The organism is Paenisporosarcina sp. P5_A11 (assembly GCF_056400705.1).
This window is the reverse complement of sequence record NZ_JBFUKT010000019.1, coordinates 1-26,205: the sequence shown is the minus strand read 5'-3', so window position 1 is coordinate 26,205 and position 26,205 is coordinate 1. Positions and strand designations below refer to the sequence as shown.

Here is a 26,205-nt window from a genome sequence, read left to right as displayed (position 1 = left end):
ACAGGCTGAATTCATCGATAATAGAGACAATATACTTTTCACATAAGCAAGAGTGCTAATATTCGATTTGCACTCTTATTTACTCTAGAATAAGTATACTTTAGTTTCAAATGGTTTAAGCGACACGTTTTCTGCAAGTACATGATCTGTAGAATCATAATTACTTAACTTAAGCTTTCCATCTCCTACAGGCAGATCTTCTAAATTAATGTTTTGTGGCTGTTCACCAAAGTTACAAATCACAATTGCAGAAGAATCTTCGTACGTCCGTTTATAAGTATAAACAGTTGCATGATTCTCTAAAAGTAATTTGTAATCTCCATAAACGAAAACTTCATGTTCCTTCCGTAAGGAAATCATGTCTTTATAAAATGAATAAATGGATTGCGGGTCTTTCATTTGAGACTCCACATTAATATTTTGATGATTAGTATTGACTTTCATCCATGGAGTACCCTCTGTGAAACCTGCATTTTGATGATGATTCCATTGCATTGGTGTACGGGAATTGTCACGACCGCTTTTCCAAATAATCTCCATCATCTCTTGATGAGGTCGACCTTTTGATGTTTCGATTCGATAATAATTTTTCATTCCTAAATCGTCATAATCATCAATTGAGTCAAATTGAACATTGGTCATCCCAATTTCTTGACCTTGATAAATGAACGGAGTTCCCTGCATAAGGAAATAGCAAGCACCTAGCATTTTTGCACTTTCCATCCAATATTCTTCATCTTTCCCCCATGTTGATACACTACGAGGTTGATCATGATTTTCAAAAAATAAAGCATTCCATCCATTTCCATGTAATTCAGTTTGCCATTTGGACAATGTTTGTTTCAAACCTACTACATCTACTGAATCATCGGCCCCTTTTTGCCATAATCCTAGATGTTCAAACTGGAAAACCATATCGAACTTGCCATTTTGTTCACCAACCCATTCATCTGCCTGGTGAATTTTTACGCCATTTGCTTCTCCGACAGTCATAATGTCGTACTTATCAAACGTTTCTTCTTTTAATTCTTTTAAGAATTCATGAATGCCTTCTTGGTTCATATGCATGTCAAAAGAAGAGACAAAATCGAGATTTTCCGGATTTGGTAAGTCAGGCATACCTGGGTATTTTTTAATATGTGAAATCGCATCGACACGGAATCCGTCTATCCCTTTATCGAGCCACCAGTTCACCATGTCATAAAGAGCAAGGCGAACTTCGGGATTCTCCCAATTTAAATCCGGCTGCTTTTGATGGAATAGATGCAAGTAGTATTGTAGCGTTTTCTCATCAAAGTCCCACGCGCTACCTGAGAAAATACTTTCCCAGTTATTCGGTTCTTTTCCATCCACGCCGTCTTTCCAAATATACCAATCTCTTTTTGGATTATCTTTCGAAGAACGAGATTCAATGAACCAAGGATGCTCATCGCTTGTGTGATTTATGACTAGATCAAGGATTACTTTCATTCCACGTTTATGGGATTCTTTTAGTAAAAGTTCAAAATCTTCCATCGTTCCAAACTCTTCCATGATATCTTGATAATCACTTATATCATAGCCATTATCTGCGTTCGGTGATTTAAAAAACGGACAAATCCACAGTACATCGACTCCAAATTCTTGTAAGTAATCCAGTTTCGAAATAATACCTTGTATGTCTCCAATTCCATCACCATTGCTGTCCATAAAGCTACGTGGATAAATTTGATAACATACAGCTTCTTTCCACCAATATTTATTCATTTATAAAACCTCCGAATCCTAGTTGTTACTTTAATCGTAAAATCAAGAGCATTCAAAAACCATTATTTTAATAAATCTTAAGTTGTTTATCGTACATTTGCGCCTGCCTTACATTCCGCATGAGCCAACAAGTATGAAAACCACATACTTGTGGGTCTCACGCTTCACGCTCTTGGTGATTCCTTTGAAGTCTCCACCGTTATATTCCTTCAAATCTCCTGTATTCACTTTAAAATCGTTGGATGTATAACCATTATTAAACGATCCACCATGATGAAATAAATGGATTCGTCCTGCCACTTGCGCTCATCTTTTTCATCAGCACATACAGGGGATGCATTAAAAAGAAGAAACGGAATTAAAATGAGCAATACTTGTGTTTATCTCATTTTCCGTCCCTCCTCGCTTATTAATATGGTTCTTCGAATTATCCTTTTGTACCACCAGCAGTTAACCCAGATACAAAATACTTCTGGAACATTAAGAACAGAATAGCAATTGGAATGGCAATTAAAACTGCCCCTGCTGCGAATTTCGTGAATTCATTGCCGAATTGTTTCGCAACTAGTTCATATAACCCAACAGCTAATGTAAATTTGTCTTCTGAACGTAGTAAAATTCTCGCCAGGATAAAGTCCCCTAATGGAGCAATGAATGAGAACAAAGCGACAACTGCAATGATCGGTTTAGCTAAAGGCATAACAATTTGGAAGAAGATGCGCAGATGACCTGCACCATCCATTTTAGCTGATTCATCAAGTTCTTTAGGAATCGTATCTAAATACCCTTTCATCAACCATGTGCTCATTGGAATTTGACCACCCACGTAGACAAGAATTAAACCGATATGTGTATCGATTAATCCTGTGCGGTTTGCTAACACAAATATTGCAATTAATGCTGCAAAGTTAGGAATCATTTGCAAAATTAAAAATGTCAGTAAACCATTTTTTCGTCCAACAAAGCGATATCGTGAGAATGAATACGCCGTAAAAGATATTGCAATTACAGATAAAACCATTGTGATAATGCTTATTTTCATTGAATTCCAATACCATAAAAGATATTTTGATTTATCCAAATCGAACAAGAATTGATAGTGTTTCAACGTTGGATTATCTGGGAACATTTTAGAACCAGATAGACTTTGTCCAGGGTTAAATGAAGAACCAAGTACCCAAAGTAATGGATACACAACAATAAAAATCATCATTAAAATTAAGATATATGATATTGTGAGTCGGATAATTTTGCTTGTTTTATTGTTCATGCTACATCATATCCTCCTCTTGGAAAGATTTTGTTCTCTTGAACTGCCATAGTGCAACCGAGATAACAATGACTGATAGAATCATTGTGACAGCTGCTGCTTTACCATATTGTGCACTTGTCATAGTTAAGCGATAAATCCACGAAATGAGAATATCCGTTCCACCTGCATTTTGACCCGGTATTGCTGGACCACCGCCATTGAAAAGAAAAATGACGTTAAAGTTATTAAAGTTAAACGTATATTGCGTAATAATGATAGGTGCTGTTGCAAATAATACTAGTGGTAATGTAATAGAAAAGAACTTTTGGAAGATGGAGGCACCATCTACAGTAGCCGCTTCATAAAGTTCATCTGGAATCGATTGAAGAACGCCAGTCGTCATGGCAAAAATAAATGGAAAGCCTAACCACGTTTGAATCATGATTAATGCTAATCGTGTCCACGTTTCATTTGTCATCCAAGACAGACCCTCAATTCCAAAGAAAGGAAGAATGTCTCTATTAATAACTCCAAAAGTTTCATTAAACATTCCAGAGAATATTAAGATTGTAATAAACGATGGAACTGCCCAAGGTAAAATCATGATAGTACGGATGATTGCTTTACCTTTTAAATCTTTTTGATTAACAAGAATTGCAAGGAAAATTCCTAATCCAACTTGTAAAGTTGTTGCACCGAATGTCCAAATAATTGTCCAAGCCAACACGGCGAAGAAAGTAGTTCTCCAAATATCCAATTTGAAGATATCGATAAAGTTTTGGAAACCAATCCAATCTACTAATTTTGCTGGTGGCGAATGGTATAAATCATAATTGGTAAATGCCAATAGGGCTACGAACAAAATTGGGAAGATTACTACAAAAATTAATAGGAAAAATCCAGGTGTAATCATTAAGTAAGGGAATCCATTATCTATTAAATTATGATATTGTTGCCGCACAGAGTTTAAATTGAATCCCCTATCGCGTTTTTCACCATTGCGATACGCATCATTTAAATTCAGTGCATAAACACCCAAGCCCATGATCGTAATTATTAATGCGATAATTCCATCGACTAATAGGAACACGGAATGATCCAGCTTCGGAATTTCACCTAGCGTAAAAAGTCCCCAAAATCCGACGGGTAATATATCTTTAAATACAATACCAAAAGAGAGCCCTAAAATTAAAAAGATGAATCCTTTTAAAAATTGCTTATTATAAAACTGTCCGAATCCAGGAATAATGGAAAGCAAAACAGCATTTCTTCCATGATGAGTAGTGGTTTTTATTTCTTCCATCATTGCTAAGCCTCCTCTTTCAGAATCGGAGAAATTATTTGATTTTATATCAAACTATTAACCTTTTCTTTTTGTTACCTATGTAAAACTAATTAAATATTATAATTCAGTTACAACGTGTACAATCGATTTCTTCCAGCAATTTCTAGCACAGTTTTTTCTTTAGTTCTGGCAGTTTCTTAATAAAAGGATGGGCAATACCTTCCAAGAAGGAAGATATCGCCCTTTACTTTTTACTACGTATTAATCTGCAAGTTAGGAAAGGTTTAACTCTCTATTATTGTCTAGCTCCGAAGCCCAGCTCGCACTTTTCTATTTTGCAGGGTGGCTAGTTTCAATATTTGCTTGAATAGATTTTACAGCCTCATCTAAAGCAGCTTTTGGTTCAGCTTTACCGGTTGCCAATGTTTGAAGTGCCGAAGCCATTGGGGCCCATACTTCTCCCATTTCAGGAATGTTTGGCATTGGCACAGCGTATTGTGATTGAACTGCAACAGCTTTAGCGCCTTCGTTATCAGCAATAATTGGATCTTCAACTAACGCTACGTTAGCTGGAATCTCAGATACTGCTTGGAAGCGAGCTTTAGAGTTTTCATCGTTTGATAAATGTTCAATTAATTTTGTTGCCCAGTAAGGATTTTCAGTAAATTCTGTTACGTGCCATCCTTTAACACCCATGAATGTTTTGACTGGTTCTCCGTTAGGAAGTGTTGGCATTGGAGCAATACCAATGTCAATTCCAGCATCTTTCATGCCTTGGAATGCCCAAGGACCATTCATTACTGCTGCTACTTTACCTTCGTTGAATAATCCGTCCATTGCAGCACCGCCGCTTTCCCCAATGATTCCTTTAGGGAATAAACCTTCTGCATACCATTTTTGAATAAATTCAGCACCTTTAACAGCGCCTTCGTTGTTTAAGCCAATATCTTCACGGTCAGGAGCACCGTCTTTTTCATTAAACACATATCCACCCATGCCAGCGATTGGACCGTGTGCGAAGTAGAAGTTATCCCAAAGTGCTAGGAAACCATAGTTATCTCCTTTAGTGAAATCTTTAGAGAATGTGTATAGCTCATCCATAGTTTTTGGAGCTTCAGGCATTAACGCTTTATTATAAATTAAAACTGGAGTTTCAGTTGCTTTAGGAAGACCGAATAGTTTCCCATCATACATTTGAGCATTTATTGCAGACTCACTATATGTTTTAAGTACTGAATCTTCTACAGTAATTTCTTGAATTAGACCTTCAGTTACCACTTGGCCAATTTGGTCATGCGGAAGTGTTACTACGTCAGGAGCATTTCCAGCTGGACCATCAAGACGTAATTGATCACGGATTTTGTCCGCCATGTTTAATTCTTTGAATTCAACTTTGATACCGTACTCTTCTTCAAATGAAGCAAGTGCAGCTGGTAACCAATCTTTACTTTTCTCTAAATCTTCCCAAATGACCAATTTCTCAGGTTTTTCTGGCTCTTCCGTTGCTTCCGGTTTTTCACCTTCAGCAGGTGTAGTTCCTTCTTCTCGGTCTGGTGCACATGCAGCAAGCATACCTAGTAAAAGAATAAGCATCATTAATAGTAAATTCTTTTTCATCATGACCCTCCTATTATCTTTATATATTTATCAATCTATACAAACGGTTGCACAAATTCATAATAATGATTGTGAAAGCGTTTGCACAAATATTAATTTAATTATAATGATTAAATTAAATTTTACAACAACTTTTTTTACCTTGAATTACTTTACTATTTCCTTGTTAGAAAAATACTTTATAAATTAATCATTCTTTTTATTTTTCTAATGATAACGAATTTATAATCGTTGCACTGTATTGAATAAACTGAATCCTTTTGTTATTCTGAAACAGAGATATCGTTAGTGCAAACGGTTGCAGTAAATTAAGATAGGAGTGATTATTTTGGAACGTTCAGCAGTTTTTCACAGACCAGACCAGAATTTTTCTTATATTCTAGATGATACAACTCTGGGAGTTAGAATTAGAACCAAAAAAAATGACGTAGAAAGAATTGAACTTCTGCATGGTGATCCATATATTTGGAAAGATAATCTGTGGGTATTCCATAGGACTGAAATGAAATTGATTGCTACTGATGCTTTATTTAATTACTGGGAGACTACTATCACCCCACCTCATCGAAGAATACGGTATGGCTTTGAATTGCATGCGAACGGGGAAACACTGCTCTATACGGAAAAAGGATTTTATGACGAAGTGCTACATGACTGTCAATACTATTTTTGTTTTCCATACTTACATGCATCTGAACTTTTCAATGCTCCTGACTGGGTGAAAGATACAAGATGGTATCAAATCTTTCCTGAGCGCTTCGGAAATGGGAATCCCCCTATTAATCCTGAGAATACCCTGCCTTGGGGAGAAGTGGAACCTGAACCAAACAATTTCTTCGGCGGCGATTTTGAAGGAATCATTCAAAAACTAGATTACCTAGTAGACCTAGGCATTAATGGGATTTATTTTACGCCAATATTTAAGTCTCCTTCCAATCATAAATATGACACCATCGATTATTTTGAAATTGACCCTCAATTTGGAACGAAAGAGGACTTAAAAAGACTAGTTAGTGAATGTCATAATAGAGGAATCAAAATAATGCTTGATGCCGTTTTCAATCATAGTGGTTATTATTTCGCACCATTCCAAGACGTTCTTGAAAAAGGTCAACAATCTGATTATGCAGATTGGTTTTATCCACATAACTTCCCTCTTCAGGGTGGAGAGCGTCCAAATTATGAGACCTTTGCATTCGTAGCTTCAATGCCTAAGCTGAATACACAAAGTCCTGAAGTTAAAAAATATTTGCTCGATGTATCTGCCTATTGGATTAATGAATTTGATATTGATGGCTGGCGTCTCGATGTTGCAAATGAAGTTGATCATCAATTTTGGAGAGAGTTCCGAACATTCGTGCGACAACAGAAACCAGATATTTATATTCTCGGCGAAGTATGGCATGATTCCATGCCTTGGCTGTTAGGAGATCAATTCGACGCAGTTATGAACTATCCATTTACAACCAATGTATTAAATTTACTAGCAAGCCAAACCATATCAGCTGAACAATTTATGAATGATATGACGACAGTCATCCAGAGCTATCCAAAGAATGTAATGGACGTCACATTCAATTTAGTAGGCAGCCATGATACTCCAAGAATACTTACCGAATGCCAGGAAAATGTAGATCGTTTGAAACTCATTTACACATTACTCTACACGTTTATGGGGTCCCCATGCATGTATTATGGAGATGAGATTGGCATGACTGGCGGAAAAGATCCTGGTTGTCGTAAATGTATGGAGTGGAATCCAGAAAAACAAAACACGGATTTACTAAACCATGTTAAAAAATTAATGGCATTACGCCAATCCGAAAATTTGCTTGCTAATGAAGGTAGTTTTCAATTCTTGAATCAACATCAAACTGAAGTTGTTGCTTATCGAAAATATAACAATGACCGAAATGTCTTAGTTATCATTAATCCAACAGATGCTGATCAAACGTTTAATATCCCCCATTTATTAAAAGGAAACAACGTTAAGAATCTATGGACTGATGAGGAATTTGTTTCGACTGATGATACAACTGCAGTTCAACTTAAACCTTTAGAGTTTACAATCTTAGCCTACTAAATGGTTAAGGAAATGAATTTAAACAAGTAGTACCATAACAAAAACACCCTTTCATTACTTCGTAGTAACAAACTACGTGTAAGTGAAGGGTGTTTTTTTGTTTGATTTCAACTATCTATTTTGACTCTACAATTAAAGTGACAGGACCATCGTTTGTTAATGACACGTCCATCATCGCTCCAAAAATACCGGTTTCAACTTGAAGATTCAAATTGCGTAATTCTTCGTTAAATAAATCCCAAAGAGGTTTCGCAACATCCGGTTTAGCTGCTTCACTAAAGCTCGGTCGTCTGCCTTTTCGCGTATCACCGTAAAGAGTGAATTGTGATATCGATAAAATGGAGCCACCTTCTTCAAAAATGGAACGATTCATTTTACCTTCTTCGTCTTCAAATAATCGTAAGTTTGCTACTTTTTCTGCAACGTAACGAACATCTTCTTTTGTATCTTCATGTGTTAGTCCGACTAGCAATACGTATCCTTTGTCAATTTGACCCGTTACTATCCCATCGACTTTTACATTTGCAGATAAGCTTCTTTGTAATACTACTCTCACATTAGAAACCTCAATTCGTCATGCGTTGTACTGAATAAATTTCTGGAATTTGTTTTATACGTTCTACCACTTTATGTAAGTGGGCAATATTAGTAATCATCACGGTCATATGAATAGTTGCAATTTTATCTCGATCTGCTTTTCCACTAACTGCGGAAATATTCGTTTTGGTTTCACTGACCACTTGCATCACTTCATTAAGCAATCCAGCACGATCAAATGCTTGAATTTCAATATCGACTTGATACTCTTTACGAATCGGCGTGATATGACTCCCCCACTCAACGTCGATAATGCGTTCGTTGACATCTGAATCTTGAACATTAGGACAATCTTCTCTATGAACTGAAACGCCGCGACCTTTCGTAATAAAACCGACGATTTCGTCACCTGGAACCGGACTACAACATCTCGATAAACGAATAAGTAGGTTTTCGATGCCTTTAACGATAACACCTGATTCTGTCGCCTTTTTAGTGGTCGGTGCATTCATTTCTTTAGTGATTTTTTCCAATGCTTCTTCATGGTCACGAATTTTTCGCATTTTTTCTGCTAATCGGTTCACGACTTGTTGTGCGGTAATGCCGCTGAATCCTACAGCCGCATACATATCTTCTTCGCTTGTAAAATTGAATTTTTCACAAACACGTTTGATGTTTTCATTAACTAACACTTCTTTTACATCAAACTCTTGAGATTTAATTTCTTTTTCGATCATTTCACGACCCTTATGGACGTTGTCTTCACGAAGTTGCTTTTTAAAGAATTGCTTAATTTTATTTTTCGCTTGTGATGATTGGGCAATTTTCAACCAATCTCGACTTGGACCAAACGATTGTTTTGAAGTTAATATTTCAACAATATCGCCTGTCTTTAGTTTGGTATCTAAAGGAACCATTTTCCCGTTTACTTTTGAGCCAATGGTTTTATTGCCAATTTCAGAGTGAACTCGATAGGCAAAATCGATAGGAACTGATCCTGCTGGCAGTTCCATGACATCTCCTTTCGGAGAAAAAACATAGACCATATCAGAGAATAAATCGAATTTTAATGACTCCATAAACTCTTCTGCATTGGAAGACTCATTTTGATACTCCAATATTTCTCTGAACCACGTGAGCTTTGAATCAACCGATTTATTAGAAGACTCTACTGTTTTGCCTTCTTTATAAGCCCAATGTGCAGCAACACCAAACTCTGCAATTTTGTGCATTTCTTCGGTTCGAATTTGCACTTCTAAAGGATCACCTTGTGGACCAATTACAGTAGTATGAAGTGCTTGATACAGGTTTTGTTTTGGCATAGCGATATAGTCTTTGAAACGACCAGGCATTGGCTTCCACAGTGTATGGATAATCCCGAGTACAGCGTAACAATCTTTGATACTTTCAACAGTAATTCGCACTGCCAATAAATCATAAATCTCATTAAACTGTTTGTTTTGGACATTCATTTTTTTATAAATGCTGTAAATATGTTTAGGACGACCAAATAGATCTGCATCAATTTCAACTTCTTCTAGCTCAGTTTTAATATTGGTCATTACGTTATTTAAATACTCTTCTCGCTCATTTCGTTTACGTTTCATTAAATTCACAATACGGTAATATTGTTGTGGATTTAAATAACGCAATGAAATGTCCTCTAGTTCCCACTTAATTGTGGAAATGCCCAGTCGATGTGCAAGTGGCGCAAATATCTCAAGCGTTTCACCTGCTTTGAGTCGTTGTTTTTCAACTGGTTGAAATTTCAATGTACGCATATTGTGGAGACGGTCAGCTAATTTAATTAAAATTACGCGAATGTCTTGTGCCATAGCAACAAACATTTTACGGTGGTTTTCCGCTTGTTGTTCTTCTTTCGACATAAAATTAATTTTACTTAACTTAGTAACGCCTTCTACTAGCATAGCTACTTCTTCACTGAATTCTCGAACGATGTCTTCTCTATGGATGTCAGTATCTTCTACGACATCATGTAAAAACCCTGCAGCAACTGTTGCAGGATCCATTTGTAGTTGTGCTAAAATCCCCGCTACTTGGATCGGGTGAATGATATAAGGCTCTCCCGATTTTCTGAATTGTTCTCGGTGAGCGTACTCTGCCACTTCATACGATTTTTTGACAAAATTAACGTTTTTGTCATTCATGTACGTCGCGACAATTGCGAATACTTCTTCAGCCGTAAATACTTGGTCTTTCGCCATGTCGAATCACCAGACTCCATTCAATTTCGATAAATATATTTATTGTCTATTGTATAGCAGAAAAACACTTCTTGCACCCCAAATGATGAAAGATGATGAGTTTTCTTAGAATGATTTGCGAATGTTTTTCATTATTTGCCATTTAAATAGAGTTTAAATGATTGATGTGCAGGCTTAATTAAAGCTGCTTCACCAACTATCGTCATTCATTTCATTCACTTAATTTATGGAGATTTAAGCAAAATGGTACGGCTACCTTGGAAACGATGCTCATATTAAACACTTTGATGAATAAAGGTTTCCAGGGTGCTTTGGACGGGCTTCGCAACCTTACAACCTGGAAACAATCAGTGATGCTTGTTTGGGTTATGAAAGAATTGGAACTTTTTTTATTAAGAAAATGAAAAAATGTTTATTGCCGGTTTTCGGGTTGCTGCGGACGTCCTTCTTGCTGCACCTTGGTCTAACGAACAAAAAGGGATGGGCTTGTGACTACGTCACTTCGCCCATCCTCTTTATTTAGATCATCTTGCGGCTTTTGTACGTCCTTCACAACCTTACAACCTGGAAACAATCAGTGATGCTTGTTTTTGGTAATGAAAGAATTGTTACTATCTTTTAAGTTGATATTCGGCCGAAGATACAATTTCGGCCTCTTACTGCTTCAATTATTTTTATTGTCATCACTACTGAAAATAACATTTACGTTATTGTTCCAATAAGTTAACTCGGCAATGAGACGTGTTTGAGCGATAAATCTTCAGATTGAGCGATAAACCCCTCAAAATGAGTGATAAATATTTCACAATCGGTTCTTGCTATAAAAAAACGTTTCATTATCCAAGATAACTAGTAATGAGATAATCATTATAAGAGCACAAAAAAAAGATGAACTTTTAAAGTTCACCTTTTCCTACTTAATATTGCATTAACGTGCAGATGTCGTAGCCTTTTAATTTTTCGCGACCATCAAGATAAGTTAGTTCGATTAAGAACGCACAGCCTACAACTACTCCACCCATTTGCTCAATAAGTTTGATGGTTGCTTCTACTGTTCCGCCTGTTGCTAATAAGTCATCTATAATCAGAACACGTTGTCCTGGTTTTATCGCATCTTTGTGCATTGTTAATACGTTTGTACCGTACTCAAGGTCATACTCAGCACGAATAACTTCACGAGGTAATTTCCCTTCTTTACGGACAGGTGCAAAGCCTTTAGCCATAGCATATGCCACTGGACAACCAATTATAAACCCACGAGCTTCAGGTCCTACAATCATATCTACATTCTTTTGTACTGCATATTTTACGATTTCATCTGTTGCGTATTTGTAAGCTTCCCCATTATCCATAATGGTTGAAATATCTTTGAAACGAATACCTGGTTTCGGCCAATCTTCAACTATTGTTACGTATTGCTTTAAATCCATTGTTGTTGCTCCTCCTCAGGAACGGTCTGCTCGGCTAAGCGTGTGTCAAACCATTGTCTTAATTCCATATATGGCGCATATAACAGCTTTTGTTCTAGTTGCATTTGCTGTTCTCTAGATTGATAGACCTTTGACTCCGCAAGATCTCGTTTTACACCAGCTTCTTGCATGTCAATTCGTCCATTGTTTATTTTAACAAACCCAAGGTCAAAAAACACCTCTGTCATGAAAAATAATGTACTTGTGCTCCAACCTTTATGTTTGGCGAGTTCATTTACATGTTGTTGTAAATCAAAAGAAGGACGTTTAGCTAAAAAACCATAATACCATTTGAAATGGTCGCGACTTGGTATTCCTTCAAAATATGTCGGGTCAGATGCAAAGAAATGTGCGTAAATTCTTTTTGGTTGAATATGCGTCAATATCGCCTCAAGTATTTGTTCATCATGTGGAATATCAAGTAACACTATATATGGTTTTGGAGTAGGCAATGCTTGATTTTTTGAAATCAGAGTGATGTCTACCTTTAATAATGACTCGAAATGAATAACCGTTTTTTTATCAAATGCCAGATAGATTGTTTGATCTGCTTGGATCATTTGATTCCATCTGTTCACTTGTCGAATTCCTCGAATATCATACAGCTGCCAGTCATCTGTCTTGGCGTCTGTAATCATAAATTGGGGTTTCTTCCGGCCATTCCATTCATTGATTTGAAGATCCCCAATAAAGGATACAGCGACACCAGGGGTTAATTCATCGGCTAAATGACCTTGACTGAAACCTACAGCATCAAGTACTTGAGGACCATCGGAAAGTTCCATTTTCACATGGTTCTGGTTAGCCCCTATTTTTCTCATAGATGAAATATTGACACGTTCGATACAGTACATCGGTTTAGGGAAATCCATGCCAAATGGTCCGAGTTTTTTTAATGATTCGATTGAAGCTAAATCAATTTCTTCTAAACTAATCGAAATATCTATTTGTTGAATAGGTTGCAAATCTTCTTCAGTCAATTCTGCTTCTGCTTGCTCCTGTAAACGATGGCGTAGGTCTGCTACATTTTCAATAGCTAAAGTCATTCCAGCTGCCATTGGGTGTCCACCGAAATGTGGTAAGATATCACGGTTTTTTGCAAGCTCGTTGAATAAGTGAAATCCTTCAATACTACGTGCTGACCCTTTAGCTATTCCTTTTTCAGTGTCAAGTCCTAAAACGATGGAAGGACGATAGTATTTTTCAACGAGTCTTGATGCGACAATCCCAACTACTCCTGGATTCCAGCCTTCTTTTGCGACAATAATGACGTGTGGATCTTGCCCTACTTCTCCAGATTCAACCATCGCTATAGCCTCGTCCGTCATTTGACTAACGATTCCTTGTCGTTCTTTATTATGTGAATCTAAAACTTTAGCAAGTGCCATTGCTTCCACTGAATCCGTTGATAAGAACAAATCAACACCTGGAGCTGCGTCTGCTAAACGGCCAAGAGCGTTGATTCGTGGCCCAAATAAAAAGCCTATTGTTTCTTCATCAATCTGGTTTTGTTCGGTTCCTGCAATTTGACATAATGCTTGAATGGCAGGTCGACTTGAAGATCGAAGTTGTTTAATTCCTTCTTGTACAAAATAACGATTTTCATCGTGCAGGGAAACTAAATCTGCAACCGTTCCAATAGCAACAAGTTCTAATAACTGTTTCGGAATCTCGCCGCCGAGTAATGCGTGGGCAACTTTAAATGCTACCCCCACTCCAGCAAGTTCTCCAAATGGATAACTACCTAAGGGATGTCTTGGGTGAATTATGGCATCAGCAGGCGGTAGAATTTCACCAGCTTCATGGTGATCAGTGACGATAACATCCATGCCAAGGTCTTTTGCCATTTGAATTTCATTAACACCTGAAATCCCATTATCAACTGTAATAATTAAGTTCACACCATCTTCAAATGCATCTTTAAATAATCGTTCACTTGGTCCATAGCCATCTATAAAACGATTAGGAATGGCAAATGTAACATGCGCGTCTAATTGTTGAAGTGCAGTCATCATAACTGATGTACTCGTCACGCCATCTGCATCATAATCTCCGTAAACTAAAATCAATTCTTCATTTGCAATTGCTTGTTTAATCCGTGCAACAGCTTTGTCCATGTCATGAAGTAAGAATGGGTCATGCATAGAAGATTCATCCATTTGTAAAAAAGCTTTGGTCTTATTGACATCAAAAAAGCCTCGAGAGGCGAGAAGTTTAGCTGAAACTGCAGGTATATTTAATTCTTGCTGTAAATGTTGAACGATTTGGTCATCTGGATGTTCCATTCGCCATCTCTTTTTAGATTCAATCATTTTTATGTCACTTCCTCATACTATCCATTATACCTTATCTGTCTCCCTATGTAATTTACAGGAATAAAACTGAGTAATATTTTTGGTGGAAAAAATACGTTTTCACTAAATAGAGTTAATGCTGTTGAAATTTAAACAATCGAAAAAGTACATTTGCGCCTCGCATACCGCAAGAGTGTGATGCGTGAGACCCACAAGTATGTGGTTTTCATGCTTGTTGGCTCTTGCGGAACGTGCGGCTATCGTAAAGGTACGATAAACAACTGTATCGTTTAACAGACCCTTTATTTTCAAAACATCTTATTAAAACTACAAAAAAACTACAAACCGAAACCTTGATTCCCTTCATTGAGGATGACAGGATTCCAGTTCGCTCCGGACATTTTTACCTGCTGCACAATAATCTAGAGAATAAATAGTATGGGCTTGTAACTACGTCACTCGCACATCTCTATTTGTAGATCATCCTGCGGCGGGTATACATCCTTCGCTCCCYTGCAACCTGGAAGGACACAGTAATTTTGGTTTGCTTTACTACAGAATAGAAGGTTTCTTTAAGTAGATGTTCGCCCGAAGATGCTATTTCGGCCTCTTTCTGCTTTTTTAAATTTTGCAAGAATGCTGTTGATATTGAAGAACGTACAAAAGAGTACATTTGCGCCAAACGCCGCGAGAGCGTGAAACTTGAGACTCAAGGATGTGGTTTTCATACTTGTTGTCTCATGCGTGACGTGCGGCACCTCAAATGTACGATAAGCAACCGTATAGTTCAACAGAGCCAAAAAGTTAAATCTTCTCAAATAAAAAACACCCGTAATGGGTGTTTTTTAAACCTTTAAATGGTTGAACGAACATCACCCGAAGTATCATCAGGAATCTCATCTTTTAGATGAGTGTCTTGATATCTCACGGGTTCATTTTTATTCAATGCGGAAATTTCATTTTGTTGAGTAGCAATCAGTGTTTCTTTAACAGTGTTATCTTTTTCAAGTTGCTTAACACGACGTTGCAAAACGAATGAGCGGAAGATTGCTACTGAGCCACTAACTAAGGCTCCTAGTAAAGCAGAACCTAATATAACTAAAATTAGCGGCCACTGTGCTGTACCAAAGACGTAGTTAACTGGAACATCATCTACATTTACAACTGCAAAAATAGCCACAATTACGGCAAAAATAAGTGCGAGTAGTAAGGACCATTGAAATTTCATTGGTATTCCTCCTTTTTCTAAATGAAACATTTGTTACAGTATACGTATAAAAAGGGAACAAAGTATAGTGTTCTATACCCTGTTCCCTTTGATTTATAAACTTTTATACTACAGGCTCGTCAGAACCCCATTTTTTGCTGTTTTCGTCAGCTTCAACATCAATTGCTCCACGTTTTTTAAGTTCGCGTTTTTTCAGTACGAACCAAAGTTGTGCAGCGATGAAGATTGAAGAATACGTACCGGAAATTAAACCAATTAGTAATGCAAGTGAGAAGTTTTGAATTGATTCTGCACCGAAGACTAATAATGCAACAACGACAAACACAACTGTTAAGACCGTGTTAACCGATCGTCCAAGGGTTTGACGAAGTGATTTGTTAACAATACTTGCAAGTTCTTCTTCAGTTTCGATTTTCTTAGAACGTTTCATATTTTCACGAATACGGTCAAACGTTACGATCGTATCATTTATCGAATAACCAACAATCGTTAGGATTGCAGCAATAAATGTAATATCGACTTCTAAACGGAAAACACTAAACACGGCAACCATAAAGAATGCATCATATAAAAGGGACACAATCGCAGCGATACCCATTTTCCATTCAAAGCGGAATGCAGTGTAAATAATAATTCCGATTGATGCGAAAATCAACGCATACACTGCATTTTTCGCTAGTTCACGTCCGATTGTAGGAGATACAGTGCTGATGTTTGGCTCTGCTCCATATTCCTTCTTAATCGTCGATTTCAGTCCGTTTATTTCTTCTTGAGAGAAATCTTCTTGATATCGAATAACCCCAATTTCTTGTTTATCACCAGAAATGACAATGTCTTCAGAAGGGTGATCAATTGACTCTAAGTAAGATGAAATTTCCTCTTTTGTCAATGAATGTTCAGACAAGATTTCAACACGCGAACCATTTGAGAAATCAATTCCTAAATTCAAACGGAAAATCCCAAGTAAAATCATTCCTAGGACAAGAAAAGCGATGGAAGCTGTAAAGAATTTATTACGATATTTCACGAAATCAAAGCGATCAAATTTTGTTGGTAAATCTAGCGCACTGTAATTATCTTCAGCAGGATGGATAGTTGATTTTTTCACACCAAACAACCATGGTTTGCCATCGAAGAATCCGCTATTGACTAGTAAACCAAGGAGTATTCTTGATCCCCAAACAGCTGTAAGGAAACTCACTAATATACTAATGATTAACGTCGTTGCGAATCCTTTTACAGAACTTGTCCCAAAATAGAATAATACGACTGAAGCTAATAATGAAGTAATGTGAGCATCAAAAATTGCAGAGAACGAATCTTTTGCACCATTTTGAAATGCTACTTTTATAGATTGTCCAATACGTAATTCTTCTTTAATTCGCTCCGCGGTAATAATGTTGGCATCAACTGCAATACCAATACCTAGGACAATGGCTGCAATACCTGGCAAGGTAAGAACGCCATTGATTAACTCGAAAACAAGTAAGTTTAAATATACAAATACACCTAGCGTAATAACTGCAACTAAACCAGGTAAACGATAGTAGAGAAGCATAAATAAAGAAACAAGGATGGTCCCAATAATTCCGGCAAAAATCGTTGATTGAAGTGCTTTTTCACCGAACTGAGCACCAACAGATGTTGAATAAGTTTCTATTAATTTAACAGGTAATGCACCAGCATTTAATACACCTGCTAAACTTTTCGTTTCTTCTACTGTAAAAGCACCGTTAATTTCAACATTAGTTGAATTGATTCTTTCCTTAACGCTTGGACTTGAAACAAACTTCGGATTTTTTTTGCTAGCTTCTGCTGCAAATGAATCCTTGCCTTCTTCAAAGTCCAACCAAATAACTAATAAGTTTTCCCCTGGACCTTTTTGACTAATTTGTTGCGTCACATCTGCGAATTTAGCTGGATCTTTTAGTTCAAGCGTAACAATCGGACGGCCATTCGCATCAAATGTATCTTTCGCGCCACCTTCTTTTAAATCGGAACCGTCTAACATTAAATTATCGTCAACATCGCGGAATGATAAATTCGCCTGCGTAGACAATAATTCTCGAGCTGATTCTTGATCTTCCACACCAGCTAATTGAACACGAATGCGATTGCCGCCTTCGACTTGAATGTTCGGTTCGCTTACTCCAAGAACATTGATACGGTTTAACAGTGCCGTTGATGTATCCGTCACCATTTTTTCCGTGATTTTTTGTCCTTCTTTCAGCGGTTCGACTTGGTATAATACTTCGAATCCACCTTGTAAATCCAATCCCAATTTGATGTTGCTGACAACCGATTGTGCGGTTGTACCAATGGAAGCCGCAAATACTACGATAAGTAATAAAAATGCGATAATTCGGCCTCTTCTTTTCATATGTATATTTCCTCCTCAAATTGTCAAATGATAGTAAAACACCACTACCATTCTCAAAAAACACAATAAGATTATTATGAAACACGTAAGGCAATGTGTCAAATGGACTTAAGATTCAGACGACTCTGGCAATACTGGTACTGGTTTAACAGATTTAACTGTAGGATTCAATAATGCTTGAAGGTTACCTTCATTTAGTTCTGAGAACCAATTCGAGGTTTTAAAGTCTTCTATTTGAGTGTGTGTCATAAACTGTGCAGGTGAAACGGCTAAAACGTCATTGACCATTTCAGATACTCGCATGTCCAGTATGTCTCGCTTCCGCCATTTTTTATTTATACAATAATGCCAAATATCCGCCTCTTTAATGGAATTGTAGTTATACAAGCGAAACTCGTGAATCTTACTTTTCAATGCGGGCTGCACAAGTTGAAACAAATCTTCGTATTTAACACTCATTTAAACACTTCCCTCTTCTATGGTATTAAACATCGTTATTTTCGCATAAGAATATTGTATACGAATTTGGGTGACTTGAGAAGGAAGTGGCAGAATTGTCGACATTTTTACGTGGGACAATGGTATTAATGGGTGCTGTTTTTTTATCTAAATTGTTCGGTTTTGTTTTTCGCATTCAATTTGTGCGAATTGCAGGAGAAGAAGCTGTAGGAATATACTCAGCGGCTTATCCAGCATTTATTTTTTTCTTATCCTTAATACAATTAGGTTTACCGATTGCCGTTGCCAAAATTACAGCAGAATTGTATGCAGGAAAAAAACATGCTGAGATTCAATCACTCATGCGCAAAGTATGGAAACTAACATGGCTTTCCATATTCATTTTCGGTCCTCTATTATTTTTCACCATTCCGTATATCGCGACCAGTTTGTTAGAAAACGCAAATATTAGCACTACGCTATATATCGGCTTATTTACCATTCCAATTGCAGCTTTTGGTGGAATTCTAAAAGGGTATTTTCAAGGACTAGCAAAAGTTGAAGAAACTGCTTGGTCACAACTAATTGAACAATTTTTCCGCATTGCTTTAATCACTTGGTTATTGCCTTATGTAGTCAACCAAACAAGTCCTGGAGCTACAGCTGCTGCAGCCATGTCCCTAGCTTTATTGGCAGAACTCGCCTCGTTCTTGTACTTATGGTATAAGTACAAACGCGTGAAACAAACAACTGAAAAAGTCGTTACCTATCCAACTACTCCTATTTTAGAAGTAGCACTGCCTTCAGCTGGCAGTCGGCTGTTTGGTTCATTTACATGGTTTTTAGAACCCATTGTCTTTATTAAAGCATTAGCTGTTGCTGGTGTGACCGCAGTAGCAGCCACCAATTTATATGGAACGATTTCTGCTGTCTATATACCGTTATTGTTATTTCCTGCGTTTATTCCGTATGCTTTATCGATCGTCTTAGTGCCAGCCGTAAGTGATGCGCGAGCTCGTTCAAATCGTGCCATGTTACAAGAGCGTGTATCCTTAGCCATGCGCGTGTCTGCCATTACAGGTTGTTTTGCAGCGACCATTTTTTATTTACACGGAGAGCATATTGTTCGGGTGTTATTTCATGTAACAGAAGGAAAAGGATATATGCAACTTTTAGCTCCAGTGTTCTTTTTCTATTACATACAAAGTCCACTTCATGCAATTCTGCAAGCAATGCATGAAGCAAAGGCCGCTATGATGAATTCCATCTATGGTGGACTTGGCAAATTATTTGTGATGTTTGTGTTAGCATCTCAAGCTGGGATTGAAGAAAAAGGTGCGATTTTGGCCATTGGATTTGGTGTTTGTTTAACTTCATTTTTACATATGGCAACACTTCGTCAAAAAAAAGAAGCCGGTATTGGCTTCACATTTTTTGCTATACCGTATTTATTATTTATCATCGTCACGATTCTTCGTCCGGTCATTTGGCCTTTAGCGGAAATGCCTTGGGTAGCTGATAGCTTCGTTACTGGTTTAATGATTTTTGCTGGCCTAATTGTTTTTGGACAAATTCGTCTAACTGATATTCGTCTCCTACGTAAACTGATTAAGAAGACTTAAACCGTTCCCTCATTTGTATATATAACTTTTCTTTTTCATAACTACAATAAAACACGGTTGATGGGTCATCAATGTCAAGGTTTTTTAATTCTTCTAGCAACCATTGCTTATCTTGTTGAATCAACTCTAAATGAGATTCTTGTAAGTCACCATCTACAATAAGAGGCAAAACAGGATGATCTCCACCCATTTTAAATACAGACAAATTTCCCGACGACTCTAGAAAAGCATAAGCAACATCTTGAACAGAACCAACTTGCTGTTCACGAAGTTGTTGGAACAAATCGTCCAAATTGTACCTTATTTTCCGCATTTCCGATTCTATTATTTCACCATTGCGAATTATGATTGTAGGACTTCCATCAATTAAATCTCGAACCTTTTTACTTTTTAATGACCAGTAGGAAGTTCCTAGTTGGATGAACAATAATAATATCATTGGCATAATGGAACCAAACAAGTCGCGTTTTGGATCATCAATTGCAAACGATGCCACTTCTGCGATTAAAACAAATATAACTAAGTCCATTAGACTTAATTCGCCAACTTCACGTTTTCCCATTAATCTAAAGATAATTAATATTAATATATAAAGAAATATGGTCCTCAACGCTACAACAAGAAGTTCTTCCATATGCATCCCCTTTTTCTACTTAGTATGAGAAAAAGAAGACTGCACTATACAAAAAAACCTGTTTTTCCATAAAGGAAAAACAGGTTTTTGACTGTTCACTTAAACTGTTGCTGATTCGTCGATAACACGCGCGATAGCTGCACGTTCAAATTGAAGGCGAGTACCGTCTGTAATTGTTACAAAAACAGTTGAGTCATCTACTGCATCAACTAAAGCGTGAAGGCCACCTACTGTTACGATGCGATCCCCACGTTTTAAGTTAGTTTGCATAGAAGCTGTCGTTTTTTGACGTTTTTGTGCTGGTCGAATAATGAAAAACCACATTACAACGAACATCAATATAATTGGTGATAAACCGATTATTGTATCCATTCTATATATTCCCCCTCTCTATCTATACAACACGTGTTCAAAAGGAGCATAAAAAGAGCCGTTTTTGGAACTTAGGCTAAGAACGCCACACAATGTGGCAACACCTGAGTGACCAACGTCTGTTGCCCTGAGGCGGAGAAGTAATCCAACGATAAAGGTATACAGCCTAAATTCGCCACTCTCTGTGGCACAGGCTGCATGACATGCCTTCTGCAGGCCTCAGCTATTTTTAGCGGACTTTTTGAACATCATCTTCAGTAAGTATACAAGAATTAGAAGTTTTTTGCATCAGGTTTGTTATATCCATATTGTTCAAAGAACTCTGCACGGAAATCTCCTAGACGATCTTCTCTAATAGCTTGACGTACTTGCTTCATCAAATTCATTAAGAAATGCAAGTTATGGGTTGAAGTTAGTCGAAGTCCGAATGTTTCTTCGGCCTTAATTAAATGACGAATGTAGGCACGTGAATAGTTCTTACACGCATAACAGTCACAATTTTCGTCGATAGGACCGAAGTCACGGGCATTTTGAGCACCTTTGATAACTAAACGACCGTTACTCGTCATAAGTGTTCCGTTACGTGCAATACGTGTTGGCAATACGCAGTCAAACATATCAACACCACGAATTGCCCCATCAATAAGTGAATCAGGTGACCCAACCCCCATTAAATAACGAGGCTTATCGGCAGGCATAAATGGAGTAGTGAATTCTAACACGCGGTTCATTACGTCTTTTGGCTCTCCTACTGACAGTCCACCAATTGCGTAACCTGGAAAATCTAGTGATGTAATATCTGCTGCACTTTGACGGCGAAGATCTTCAAACTCGCCACCTTGTATGATTCCAAATAACCCTTGATCATTTGGACGAGCATGTGCTTCTAGGCAACGCTCTGCCCAGCGTGACGTACGATCCACACTTGATTGCATATATTCACGAGTCGCTGGGAATGGTGGACATTCATCAAACGCCATCATAATGTCAGAGCCTAAATCATTTTGAATTTGCATTGCTTTTTCCGGGCTTAAGAACATTTTGTCCCCATTCATATGGTTACGGAAATGAACGCCTTCTTCTTCAATTTTACGGAATTCGCTTAAACTGAAGACTTGGAAACCACCAGAATCCGTTAAAATCGCACGGTCCCAGTTCATGAATTTATGCAATCCGCCCGCTTCTTTAATAATATCGTTACCTGGACGCAACCATAAATGGTACGTGTTACTTAAAATAATTCCTGCTTCCATGGTTTTTAATTCTTCAGGAGACATTGTTTTTACCGTCGCTTGTGTTCCAACTGGCATAAATGTTGGTGTTTCAAATGAACCGTGTGGCGTATGCACAATACCTAAACGTGCACCTGTTTGTTTACATGTTTTAATTAGTTCGTATCGAATGGCTGTCATGCACGAACTCCTTTCTGATTAGCGGATGGGCGAATAAACATCGCGTCTCCAAAACTGAAAAATCGATAATTATGAGCTATAGCTTGCTTGTAAGCATGTAGTATTTTGTCGCGTGAAGTTAAGGCACTTACTAACATGACAAGTGTAGACTTTGGTAAGTGGAAATTCGTAATCAACCCATCAATGCATTTAAATTCATAGCCTGGGAATATGAAAATCGAAGTCCAGTCACTGTCTTCTTGTAATTGACCATTAAATTTGTTCGCAACCGTTTCAAGCGTGCGTGTTGAAGTTGTTCCAACCGAAATAACACGACCACCTGCAGCTTTTACTCGGTTAATAGTATCTGCTGTTTCTTTCGAAAGTCGATAAAACTCGGAGTGCATTTCATGGTCATCAATAGAATCGACGCTTACAGGTCTAAACGTACCGAGCCCTACGTGAAGTGTAATAAATACGACTTCCACGCCCATTGATTTAATGTCATCTAATAACTCGTCTGTAAAATGAAGACCTGCTGTAGGTGCAGCTGCAGAACCTCTTTCTTTAGCGAAGACAGTTTGATAGCGATCTTTATCATCTAATTTCTCCCGAATATAAGGGGGCAATGGCATATCGCCTAATTGATCTAAAATTTCATAAAAAATACCTTCGTAAGTGAATTTGAACAGACGACCTCCGTGGTTTGCTTCACCAACACATTGTGCTCGCAGTAAGCCTTCGCCGAAGGATACAACTGTACCAATTTTAACTCGCTTTGATGGTTTCACTAAAGTTTCCCACACATCTTCTTCCGTTTGCTTTAAGAGAAGGATTTCAATATTGGCTCCGGTCTCTTCTTTAATTCCCATCAGACGCGCTGGGAGCACGCGGGTATCGTTTAACACAAGGCAATCGCCTGCTTGAAATTCATGGAGAATATCTTTAAACGTGTGGTGTGAAACTTCACCACTATCTTTATCCAGTACTAAAAGCTTGCTCGATGTGYGGTCGGCAAGCGGTGTTTGCGCTATTAATTCTTCTGGTAAATGAAAATCAAAATCTTCTACTTGCATGGGTATACTTCCTTTTTATCTTTATTCCTCGTAATAAGGGTAATTAAAATGATCATACGCTAGTTTCGTTACGACACGTCCTCTTGGTGTCCGTTGTAAGAAGCCTATTTGTAATAAGTATGGTTCATAGACATCCTCAATCGTCGTCGATTCTTCCCCAATACTTGCAGCAATTGTATCCAGTCCAACCGGACCACCTCGAAAGCGTTCAATCATCCCAACCAATAACTTGTGGTCGATATGATCTAGACCAAGTGCATCTACTTGCAACAATTCAAGGGCTTCTTGTGCAACATCAAATGAAATGGTTCCGTTTCCTCTGACTTGTGCAAAATCTCGCACTCTTTTTAATAAGCGGTTGGCGATACGAGGCGTTCCTCGAGAACGACTGGCAATTTCACCTGCAGAAGGATGGTCAATTTCAGCGTCAAAAAGTGTTGCACTTCGAGACACTATTTCAGTTAACGCATGATTATCATAATAATCAAGACGTAGTAGGACCCCAAAGCGATCTCGGAGTGGAGCAGATAATGCGCCCGCTCTCGTGGTGGCTCCAATTAACGTGAAAGGTGGTAGATCAAGCCGCACTGAACGAGCTGATGGTCCTTTCCCAACCACAATGTCTAGACAAAAATCTTCCATCGCTGGATACAATACTTCTTCAATTGAACGATTTAAACGATGAATTTCATCAATAAATAAGACATCGCCTGGTTCAAGTGAACTGACAATCGCCGCTAAATCGCCTGGGCGTTCAATGGCAGGTCCACTCGTCATTCGAATATTGACTTCCATTTCATTAGCAATTACTGCTGCTAACGTAGTTTTCCCAAGTCCAGGAGGTCCATACAATAAAACATGATCCAAACTTTCTTTGCGCATTTTTGCTGCCTTCACAAAAATATCTAAATTATTTTTGACTTTATCTTGGCCAATGTATTGAGACAAATATTGTGGGCGAAGTGATTGCTCAAATCGTTCATCAAATTCCGAGACTTCGGTCGAAATGACACGTTCTTCCATGCCTATGACCTCCCTTCATCAGCCTTGTTTTAATAGCAATTGTAATGCTTTTTTCATGTAGCCTTCTGTATCAAGTGCCTCTGGTAAGGATACTAATTGCGGACGTACTTTCACTAGTTCACGATCTGAATATCCAAGTGCAGCAAGTGCTAAGAATGCTTCTTCGAGCTCAAGCTTTCCTGACGTTTCAGGGAATAATTGAAGCTCGTCTTCACCACTTGGCATTTCGAAGTCAATGGATAAGTCGCCTAATTTTCCTTTTAAATCAAGGATCATTTGACGCGCTGTTTTTTTCCCAACTCCCGGGAATTTCACTAAAAAGGTCTCATCTTCTCGTTCAATAGCTTGTACTACTTGGGACGGTTGTCCACTGGCAAGTATGGCTAACGCGCCTTTCGGTCCAATACCAGAGACTTGAATTAGTTTACGGAAAAGTTCGCGTTGATCAAGTGAAACGAAGCCAAAAAGTAACTGGGCATCTTCACGAACATTTAAATGTGTAAAGATTTGTTTTGGTTCTGGCGACACACGAAAAGCATATGGGTTTGGTGTGAATATTTGCCACCCTATGCCTTGTTGTTCCACCGTCATATATTCAGGTGTTATACGTGTAACTACACCTTTTATGTAATCGTACATTTAAGTCTCTCCTCACATTCAACGTACTGATTATAGCATATAAAACGGATGTTCGCAGGAAGAAACCTAGCAATCATCCATGTATAAAGCTTCGTATTTTACTAGGTACCGAACAATCTTTTATTTAAAATGTTCCAATCTGAGTATAGATGGGAAAAGATTCTCATCAACTATTCTACTAAATTGGAGGTGGTTTTAGATGGGGAAAAATAATGATACCTTTACTCACCAAAACAATCAACACAATAATCAGAATGAAAAAGGTGAAGTAAATGAATTACAGCGTAAAAAACTACAGTATAATCAGGAACATAGCAACCGTGAAGAAAATGAACAAAGTGTGGAAGATTCTAAAGAATAGACATAAAAGCAAACAACACCCGTGATTTCAACAATCACGGGTGTTGTTTTATTTTTATCGTAATTTAATTACATTTATGTCAAACATATTGCATCGATTTTTCGAACTAATCACTTTCAACGCGACGATTTCGCAATTTATTGAGCTCATTTGATAACCGTAGCTGTTCGATTGTTTACGAGAACCTACCACAATCATCCCATAATTGTGGCATATGTTTTAATGCTTTGTCAGTGAAAACTTTTAATTTCGGTAAAAATCCACGTAGTTGCAATTCAGATAATGTACTAGCATACAACCACTCACGCATCAGTTCGTTTGGAAATAACAAATAATTCCAATCAATTTTACGCAGAGATGGATTCTCTTGAATAAGTGCTTGTAAATCATAATCAAAATGAGGTAACACGCGATGTGACCATAAAATTAGTTCGACCTCGGCTGGACCTATGCAAGCCAAGTCAAAATCAATGATGTACATTTCGTCTTTTTTATCGATTACAAAATTATGATGAACGATATCACCATGTAAA

Annotated in this window: 21 protein-coding genes and 1 pseudogene; 3 read left to right on the top strand and 19 right to left on the bottom strand. The window is 37.7% G+C overall.

Features of this window, described 5'->3' with window-relative positions; translation table 11 throughout:
* Positions 1-84: 84 nt before the first annotated feature.
* The 5 genes and pseudogenes from AC1DOS_RS05685 to AC1DOS_RS05665 all read right to left on the bottom strand — a co-directional run bounded on the left by AC1DOS_RS05685 (position 85) and on the right by AC1DOS_RS05665 (position 5,900).
* Positions 85-1,746 carry a glycoside hydrolase family 13 protein gene (locus AC1DOS_RS05685; RefSeq protein ID WP_477536711.1) on the bottom strand — a complete coding sequence of 554 codons (1,662 nt, stop codon included), beginning with the start codon at positions 1,744-1,746 and terminating at the stop codon, positions 85-87.
* A gap of 174 nt (positions 1,747-1,920) precedes the next feature.
* A pseudogene (locus AC1DOS_RS05680) lies at positions 1,921-2,117 on the bottom strand (alpha-amylase family glycosyl hydrolase); the annotation flags it as partial.
* 56 nt (positions 2,118-2,173) lie between these two features.
* Entirely contained in the window at positions 2,174-3,016 is an 843-nt protein-coding gene (locus AC1DOS_RS05675) for a sugar ABC transporter permease (protein ID WP_108586399.1), read from the bottom strand.
* Position 3,017: 1 nt separating this feature from the next.
* Positions 3,018-4,301: a carbohydrate ABC transporter permease gene (locus tag AC1DOS_RS05670; RefSeq protein WP_477536716.1), complete on the bottom strand. Its 1,284-nt coding sequence runs from the start codon at positions 4,299-4,301 to the stop codon at positions 3,018-3,020.
* Positions 4,302-4,613: 312 nt separating this feature from the next.
* Positions 4,614-5,900, bottom strand: a complete 1,287-nt coding sequence (locus AC1DOS_RS05665; RefSeq protein ID WP_477536710.1) for an extracellular solute-binding protein — start codon at positions 5,898-5,900, stop codon at positions 4,614-4,616.
* A gap of 328 nt (positions 5,901-6,228) precedes the next feature.
* Between AC1DOS_RS05665 and AC1DOS_RS05660 the strand changes: the two genes are divergently transcribed.
* The gene (locus AC1DOS_RS05660) at positions 6,229-7,983 is read left to right on the top strand and encodes an alpha-glycosidase (RefSeq protein ID WP_477536709.1); all 1,755 of its coding nucleotides are present in this window, start codon (positions 6,229-6,231) and stop codon (positions 7,981-7,983) included.
* 115 nt (positions 7,984-8,098) lie between these two features.
* On the opposite strand, the gene dtd is transcribed toward AC1DOS_RS05660, so the two are convergent.
* From dtd to AC1DOS_RS05625, 7 genes are all read right to left on the bottom strand, one after another.
* Complete coding sequence (gene dtd, locus AC1DOS_RS05655) at positions 8,099-8,539, bottom strand: D-aminoacyl-tRNA deacylase (RefSeq protein WP_108586403.1); 441 nt, start codon at positions 8,537-8,539, stop codon at positions 8,099-8,101.
* A 10-nt stretch (positions 8,540-8,549) separates the two neighbouring features.
* Positions 8,550-10,745, bottom strand: a complete 2,196-nt coding sequence (locus AC1DOS_RS05650) for a RelA/SpoT family protein (protein WP_477536708.1) — start codon at positions 10,743-10,745, stop codon at positions 8,550-8,552.
* A 917-nt stretch (positions 10,746-11,662) separates the two neighbouring features.
* Complete coding sequence (locus AC1DOS_RS05645; protein WP_108586405.1) at positions 11,663-12,175, bottom strand: adenine phosphoribosyltransferase; 513 nt, start codon at positions 12,173-12,175, stop codon at positions 11,663-11,665.
* Positions 12,166-14,526 carry a single-stranded-DNA-specific exonuclease RecJ gene (gene recJ / locus AC1DOS_RS05640; protein ID WP_477536707.1) on the bottom strand — a complete coding sequence of 787 codons (2,361 nt, stop codon included), beginning with the start codon at positions 14,524-14,526 and terminating at the stop codon, positions 12,166-12,168. Before recJ ends, AC1DOS_RS05645 begins: the two co-directional genes overlap by 10 nt.
* A gap of 835 nt (positions 14,527-15,361) precedes the next feature.
* Positions 15,362-15,736, bottom strand: coding sequence for a LapA family protein (locus AC1DOS_RS05635; protein ID WP_477536706.1), 375 nt, complete (start codon positions 15,734-15,736; stop codon positions 15,362-15,364).
* Between the two features lie 103 nt (positions 15,737-15,839).
* Positions 15,840-18,116: a protein translocase subunit SecDF gene (gene secDF / locus AC1DOS_RS05630; protein WP_477536705.1), complete on the bottom strand. Its 2,277-nt coding sequence runs from the start codon at positions 18,114-18,116 to the stop codon at positions 15,840-15,842.
* A 108-nt stretch (positions 18,117-18,224) separates the two neighbouring features.
* Positions 18,225-18,575: a post-transcriptional regulator gene (locus AC1DOS_RS05625; protein WP_477536704.1), complete on the bottom strand. Its 351-nt coding sequence runs from the start codon at positions 18,573-18,575 to the stop codon at positions 18,225-18,227.
* 95 nt (positions 18,576-18,670) lie between these two features.
* Here AC1DOS_RS05625 and AC1DOS_RS05620 point away from each other — a divergent pair, with 95 nt between their 5' ends.
* The gene (locus tag AC1DOS_RS05620) at positions 18,671-20,176 is read left to right on the top strand and encodes a putative polysaccharide biosynthesis protein (protein ID WP_477536703.1); all 1,506 of its coding nucleotides are present in this window, start codon (positions 18,671-18,673) and stop codon (positions 20,174-20,176) included.
* On the opposite strand, the gene AC1DOS_RS05615 is transcribed toward AC1DOS_RS05620, so the two are convergent.
* The 6 genes from AC1DOS_RS05615 to ruvA form a co-directional block, all read right to left on the bottom strand.
* Positions 20,163-20,810, bottom strand: coding sequence for a DUF421 domain-containing protein (locus tag AC1DOS_RS05615; RefSeq protein WP_477536702.1), 648 nt, complete (start codon positions 20,808-20,810; stop codon positions 20,163-20,165). The genes AC1DOS_RS05620 and AC1DOS_RS05615 overlap by 14 nt on opposite strands.
* 99 nt (positions 20,811-20,909) lie before the next feature.
* On the bottom strand, positions 20,910-21,182 hold the full coding sequence (yajC, locus tag AC1DOS_RS05610; RefSeq protein ID WP_477536701.1) for a preprotein translocase subunit YajC: 273 nt from the start codon (positions 21,180-21,182) through the stop codon (positions 20,910-20,912).
* A 272-nt stretch (positions 21,183-21,454) separates the two neighbouring features.
* Positions 21,455-22,594 carry a tRNA guanosine(34) transglycosylase Tgt gene (tgt, locus tag AC1DOS_RS05605; RefSeq protein WP_477536700.1) on the bottom strand — a complete coding sequence of 380 codons (1,140 nt, stop codon included), beginning with the start codon at positions 22,592-22,594 and terminating at the stop codon, positions 21,455-21,457.
* Positions 22,591-23,649, bottom strand: a complete 1,059-nt coding sequence (queA, locus tag AC1DOS_RS05600; RefSeq protein WP_477536699.1) for a tRNA preQ1(34) S-adenosylmethionine ribosyltransferase-isomerase QueA — start codon at positions 23,647-23,649, stop codon at positions 22,591-22,593. The genes tgt and queA overlap by 4 nt, the downstream gene beginning before the upstream one ends.
* Positions 23,650-23,670: 21 nt before the next feature.
* A complete protein-coding gene (gene ruvB, locus AC1DOS_RS05595) occupies positions 23,671-24,672 on the bottom strand; it encodes a Holliday junction branch migration DNA helicase RuvB (RefSeq protein ID WP_477536698.1) in 1,002 nt (333 codons plus the stop codon).
* A gap of 18 nt (positions 24,673-24,690) precedes the next feature.
* Complete coding sequence (ruvA, locus tag AC1DOS_RS05590) at positions 24,691-25,311, bottom strand: Holliday junction branch migration protein RuvA (RefSeq protein WP_108586416.1); 621 nt, start codon at positions 25,309-25,311, stop codon at positions 24,691-24,693.
* A 199-nt stretch (positions 25,312-25,510) separates the two neighbouring features.
* Here ruvA and AC1DOS_RS05585 point away from each other — a divergent pair, with 199 nt between their 5' ends.
* A complete protein-coding gene (locus AC1DOS_RS05585; protein ID WP_477536697.1) occupies positions 25,511-25,672 on the top strand; it encodes a hypothetical protein in 162 nt (53 codons plus the stop codon).
* 175 nt (positions 25,673-25,847) lie between these two features.
* On the opposite strand, the gene AC1DOS_RS05580 is transcribed toward AC1DOS_RS05585, so the two are convergent.
* On the bottom strand, positions 25,848-26,205 hold a 358-nt coding region (locus tag AC1DOS_RS05580; RefSeq protein ID WP_477536696.1), incomplete at its 5' end, for a phosphotransferase family protein.